This is a genomic window from Thermoanaerobaculia bacterium (assembly GCA_018057705.1).
Taxonomy (GTDB): domain Bacteria; phylum Acidobacteriota; class Thermoanaerobaculia; order Multivoradales; family JAGPDF01; genus JAGPDF01.
The window spans coordinates 1-5,431 of the sequence record JAGPDF010000149.1 but is presented as its reverse complement, the minus strand read 5'-3'; the positions used below and the strand labels follow the sequence as shown (position 1 = coordinate 5,431).

The 5,431-nt window shown below is 68.8% G+C and carries 6 protein-coding genes; 1 reads left to right on the top strand and 5 read right to left on the bottom strand.

Features of this window, described 5'->3' with window-relative positions; genetic code table 11:
• Positions 1-229: 229 nt before the first annotated feature.
• A complete protein-coding gene (locus KBI44_21335; protein ID MBP9147029.1) occupies positions 230-1,255 on the bottom strand; it encodes an aldo/keto reductase in 1,026 nt (341 codons plus the stop codon).
• Here KBI44_21335 and KBI44_21330 point away from each other — a divergent pair.
• Positions 1,254-1,754 carry a helix-turn-helix transcriptional regulator gene (locus tag KBI44_21330; GenBank protein ID MBP9147028.1) on the top strand — a complete coding sequence of 167 codons (501 nt, stop codon included), beginning with the start codon at positions 1,254-1,256 and terminating at the stop codon, positions 1,752-1,754. The genes KBI44_21335 and KBI44_21330 overlap by 2 nt on opposite strands.
• A 28-nt stretch (positions 1,755-1,782) precedes the next feature.
• On the opposite strand, the gene KBI44_21325 is transcribed toward KBI44_21330, so the two are convergent.
• The 4 genes from KBI44_21325 to KBI44_21310 form a co-directional block, all read right to left on the bottom strand.
• Positions 1,783-2,040 (bottom strand): hypothetical protein, encoded by a 258-nt coding sequence (locus KBI44_21325; protein MBP9147027.1) that lies wholly within the window; start codon positions 2,038-2,040, stop codon positions 1,783-1,785.
• Between the two features lie 14 nt (positions 2,041-2,054).
• Positions 2,055-2,891 carry a hypothetical protein gene (locus tag KBI44_21320; GenBank protein ID MBP9147026.1) on the bottom strand — a complete coding sequence of 279 codons (837 nt, stop codon included), beginning with the start codon at positions 2,889-2,891 and terminating at the stop codon, positions 2,055-2,057.
• 74 nt (positions 2,892-2,965) lie between these two features.
• Positions 2,966-4,300 (bottom strand): hypothetical protein, encoded by a 1,335-nt coding sequence (locus KBI44_21315; protein ID MBP9147025.1) that lies wholly within the window; start codon positions 4,298-4,300, stop codon positions 2,966-2,968.
• Between the two features lie 185 nt (positions 4,301-4,485).
• Positions 4,486-5,431, bottom strand: a 946-nt coding sequence (locus KBI44_21310) for a hypothetical protein (GenBank protein ID MBP9147024.1), incomplete at its 5' end; no start/stop codon positions are given.

Sequence of the window (5,431 nt, the reverse complement as noted above, 5' to 3'; positions counted from 1 at the left end):
TCCTCGTCGTCGCGCTGCCGGCGCGGCTCGGAGGCGTTCTCGCAGGAGCGGCGACGATGTACGTCTGGATGCCGATGCTCGTGTTCGAGCTGGCGTTCGCGCTCTGGCTGATGATCAAGGGGGTTGCCGTGCGTGCGACGGGCTCCGGATCGCCCCGTGTCGGAGTCGCCGGCAACTGAATCGGCAGGGCCTGCCCGTCAAGGCCCGCAGGGCAGCAGCGGCGAGTTCGTCACGCCTGGCGCTCGCTGTCGAGATACTTCATCAGCGCCGGGGGATAGCGCTCCCCGGCGAGGGTGTCCGCGGGTAGCGCCGCTTCGATCTCCTGCATCTCGTCGGCGCCGAGCTCGATCGCCAGCGCGCCGAGAGCCTCCTCGAGCTGCAGACGCGTCCTCGAGCCCAGGATGGGCACGATGTCGCTCCCACGCGCCAGAACCCAGGCGATCGCGAGCTGCGCCGGCGTCGCGCCGCGCGCCGCCGCGAGGGCGCGGAGGCGCTCGACCCGCCCCAGGTTGTGTTGGAGGTTTTCGCCGGAGAAGCGCGGCAGGTAGTTGCGGAAGTCCCCCGCCCGACTCTCGCGGTCGCCGGACCAGTGCCCCGAGAGCAGCCCGCGCGACAGCACGCCGTAAGCGGTGATCGCGACTCCCAGCTCGCGGCAGGTGGGGAGGATGTCGGCTTCGATGCCGCGAGAGACCAGCGAGTACTCGATCTGCAGATCCGCCACCGGATGCGTCGCGCAGGCTCGGCGCACGGTCTCGGCGCCAGCCTCGGAAAGGCCGACGTGGCGCACGTACCCCTCTTCGATCAGTCGCGCGATCGCCCCGACCGTCTCCTCGATCGGAACAGCGGGGTCGACGCGACCCAGGCGATAGATGTCGATGTGGTCGGTTCCCAGGCGGCGGAGCGAGTAGGCGACGAAGTTCCGCACCGCCGCCGGCCGGCCGTCGTAGCCGAGCCAGTTGCCCGCCGGGTCGCGCAGTGCACCGAACTTGACGCTGATCTGAACGCGCTCCCGCGGCACGGCGCGCAGCGCCTCGGAGACCAGCAACTCGTTGTGCCCCATCCCGTAGTAGTCGCCGGTGTCGAGGAGCTCGATGCCGGAATCAAGAGCGGTCCGGATCGTCGCCAGACTCTCGGCACGATCCGCTGGCCCATAGAAATCGGACATTCCCATGCAGCCGAGGCCCAAAGGAAAGACGGCGGGGCCGGAGTCGCCGAGGGAGCGTGGGAGCGGCTGTGGCTTGGGTGTTGGGTTCATGATTGCAGAAGATAGGTGCTTCACTCTCCCATGGGAAGTAGGCACCCGAAAGTGCCATACTTTCATTGCGGTGACCGCAAAGAACCTCCCTGGCGAATCCACCTGCGCAGGCGGGATCGAACCTCAACCGCTGGACCCTCGCCGCGAGGCCCTCGTCCGGCAGATGTTGGGCCGGGTCGCCGATCAATGGACGCTCGAGGTTCTCGAGGCTCTCGACGCGCCGGGCGTCCTGCGCTTCACTGAGCTGCGCACACGGGTCGGCGGCATCAGCCAGAAGATGCTGACCAAGACCGTGCGTCAGCTCGAGCGTGACGGGCTGGTCACGCGCAAGGTCCACGCCGTCGTCCCGCCACGCGTCGACTATCGCCTCACCCCGCTCGGCCGGGGGTTGGGCGAAGCCGTTTGCGGCATCTGGACCTGGGTGGAGGCCCACGTCGAAGCGGTGGAAGCGGCGCGGCGAGACTACGATCGAAGGACGACCGAAGCGCTCGAGGGGTAGGCATGGAGCGCGGAGCGCTTCCGGATACCTATTTCGACTTTTCCACCACCACCCGGCCCGCTTCGTTCATGAAGACGTGGTACCTGTTTCCGTCCTCGCACGAGGCGGCGTAGTCGTTCTCGGCCAGTACCTTGACGGCGATGACCTTGCCGCACGGCAGACCGTTGAGGGCGATCACCGCCGTCAAGTCCTTCTTGAGCTCTTCGTCGTCGGCGGCCATCGACGGAACGGCGAAAGACGCCGCCACGATCAGCGATCCTGCCCATGCCAGATGGAGTCGTTTCATGGTCTCTCCCGTGTTCATCCTTGCAGGGTTTCGAACTTCACCGGGTCCGCGAGCAGACCCCAGATCGCTTCGCGCGACGCCACGATAGCCGAGGCGAGCCGCTGATCCGCGTCCTGGATCAGCGAAAGCACCTTCATCATCAGGAGGTCGTAGGCGCGGCGAAGGTCCTTCATCGACTCTTTCGTCTTGCCGCGGTAGTGGTCACGGAACCGACCCAGCAGATCGTCGACCTGGCCCTTGAGGGTGAGCTTGGTCATGAAGCCGATGGCCTTCGTCTGCCGGAGTTGATCCTCGAGGGCCTTCAAGTCCATCTCCGGGACGGCTGCGGCGGGCGGTGCCGGGAGGTCGGCGCGCGGAGCGCTTGGCGGTGCGGCCACGGGCTCCGGCGCCGCCGGCGCAAGGGGCTCGGCGACAGGCGCCGCCGCGGGAACTTCGGTTGGCTTGGGCCGGCCCGCCTCAGGAGCTGCGTCAGGTGCCGCCTCGGCTGCCGGAGATGGCGAAGGCTCGGGTCGTGACCTCGCCGGCACCACGGGTTTCGCCTCAGCCTGCGGGAGGGTCGGCTGTTCCGCGGCGCTCAGTGCCGTGCCGGACGGCGTCGCGTCGCGGCGAGTCTCCGCCACCGGAGCGATCGGAGCGATCGGCGCGGGTGGCAGCGACGGAGTCGTCGCGTCCGCCACCGGCTTCGCGGCGGCTCCCGACAGCGGGTTCGGTGGCGCCGCGGGTTCGGGGCCAGGCGGTGCCTTGTCGGACGGCGTCGCGACGTGCGGCGATTCCGCCGCCGGCGTGCCGGGCGATTCGTCGCCGCAGCCCAGAGAGAGCAGCAGCAACACGGCTAGGGAGGCGAAGCGCATTGGCGAATCCTCGAACCCTAAGGTTACTCCTTCCTGAAACCCGTGGCATCGGCGAGCCGCCGTCGCCGACGAGGCTAGGGGTTCGTTGCCGTCCAGAGAGCGGTCGTGCCGCCTTCGAAACCGTCGGAGAAGAGCAGCGCGGAGATCAGCCGCACGACGGCGAAGGCGCCGAAGTTGGCAGAGGCGACCTCGCCCGCCACCACCGGGAGGCCGTTCTGGAGTACGAGCGTCAGCGCCTGGTCGTTCTCGTGGGTGCCGCTGGCGTCGACCCGCACCCAGCCGCCGGTCGCGAATTCCGGGTCGAGCGTGAGATCGCGCCGCAGGCGGGCTACGACGATGTCCGACTCCGTGCCGTCCCAGATTCGGCCCGTGACGAAGATCCGGTCGCCGATCAACGACACGTCCCGAAAGCTCGTCGGATGTCCGCCGAGCCGAAAGGTGGCGGTCTCGACGCCGGCCAGGGCGCCGTCGGGCGGCACCAGGGCGACGACGCCGGCGGAGACGTTTTCTGAAGCGCCCGAGAAGCCGGCCAGGGCGATCCAGCCGTCCGGTCGAACGGCGACCGCGCGTGGCTCGTCGCGGCCGCTGGAGTCGAAGTTCACCGCGAAGCTCAGGCGACCCAGGTCCCCGAACGTCGCGTCCAGTTGCCCGATGGCGTCGATCCGCGCGACGGCGAACTCGGAGTCGGACGGGCCGATCGCGCCCGAGCGGGCCCAGCCCGCGACCACGACCCGCTCGGCGCCTCCAAGTTCGAAGACGGCGAGGTCGGCGAGGACATCCCGGTTGTCCTCGCCGAGGTCGAAGCCGATGGTGGGCCCCAGCCAGTCCGGATCGAAGACCCAGTCGTTCCAGTTCACGAAATCGAAGACGGTACGGACGATGAGCCAGTTGCCCGCCACCGTCCAACCTGCGTAGGGGCCGCGTACGTACCCGAACGGCGGCTCCCGTGCTCCCATCGCGAGCCGCGGGACGTCGAAGCCGGTAAAGGGACCCAGGACCCACTGCGGGCCCCAGGCCGGCGGCCCGGTGAGGACGACGCTCGTCCCCTGCCAACCGCCCAGGAACCCGTCCCCCTGGTCGTTCCAGACCGCGTCCCAGACCGCGTCGGTGCCCGGCACCACGGTGGACGTGACGAGCGCACCGTCGGCGTCGAGCTCGGTGCGCACGCCCTGGAACGTGATGAACAGGTTGTAACCGGTCACGACCAGGTGTCCGTCTCCAGGGGTCAGATCGAGGCCGAGGGGGAAGTCCTGACCGAAGCCGGTGTCGACCAGCGTGCGACCGCCGGTGCCGAAGCCCGGATCGAGCTCACCGTCGGCGCGGGAAGGAAGCGGCGCGAGGGCGGCGAGCGCGGCAAGGGCGATGACGAGCCAACGGGACATGGCGCTGGACTTGCGGGATCCGGGCATGAGGTCCTCCTGTCCAGATACAACGCAGGACCGCCGCGAATCCGGGCGGTGAGTCGCGGGCCGGATCGCTGGCCTCTCGCGACAGGCTCCCGCGGGCGCATCTCCTCATGGGGGGCCTCTGTGAATGGAGCTGCGGCGCCCTGCGAGCACCAGCCGCGCCGCGGACGCTGGTGAGAGAGCCGGAGTCAGATCTCGCCGACGGAGCCGCTCCAGGCGGAGGTGAGGCCGGTCTCGAAGCCGTCCTGAAAGACGCGGTTGCCGGCGTCGACGAGAAAGGCGATCACCCGATCACGGAGTGTGTCGTTGATCGCCGGTGAATGCTCGCCGCCGTTGACGGTCCACAGTTCGGTGACAGCGCCGCTGCAGCCGGAGGCGTAGCGCTCGACGCCGGTCTCGTCGCCCGGGAGACCATCGAGGCCGTCGAACGGGTCGAGCGCCACGGACCAGCTCTCGCAGCCGTTGTATGCGGCCCAGCTTGCCGCGGTCTCCGTGGCGCCGGGATAGGGGCCGTCGGCCCCCGGCAGAGCTCCGCCGCCGTACTGGATCACCGTGTCCGACGTGCCGTGGATCTCGAGCGTCGACACGGAGCGGACCGGTACGCAGTCGCCTGCCACGTCGAATGTGGCGCCGGCGATCGAGACGACAGCGGCAACTTCGTCAGCGTGATCGCAAGCCATGCGATACGACATGAAGCCACCATTCGAATGGCCGACGAAGAATCGGCGGCGCGGATCGACACCGACCGCGCTGTCGATGGCGGCGACCAGGTTCACGAGATACGTCGAGTCATCGACGCCGGAACCGAAGAAGTCGCAACAGGCGTCGGTAGCGTTCCAGAAGCGCAGAGCGAGGAGATCCTGAGTACCGTTCGGCGTGGCGTAGAGCATGCCGGCCGCTTCGACCTCGTCGCCGAAGGCGAAGAACGACTCGGACTCCTGCGCGTTGGAGTTGTAGCCGTGCAGAAAGACGACGAGGGGAAAGGGGGGCGATCCGCCGTCGGGCACGCGCACGAGGACGTTGCCGCGACCGGCGTCGACAAGGACCGTGCCGGCGAGCAAGACGCCCGTCTGAAAGAGCGCAGCGGCGAAACCGGAGAGCCACAACGTCTTCCGGAGGCGAGGTCGCATGCGC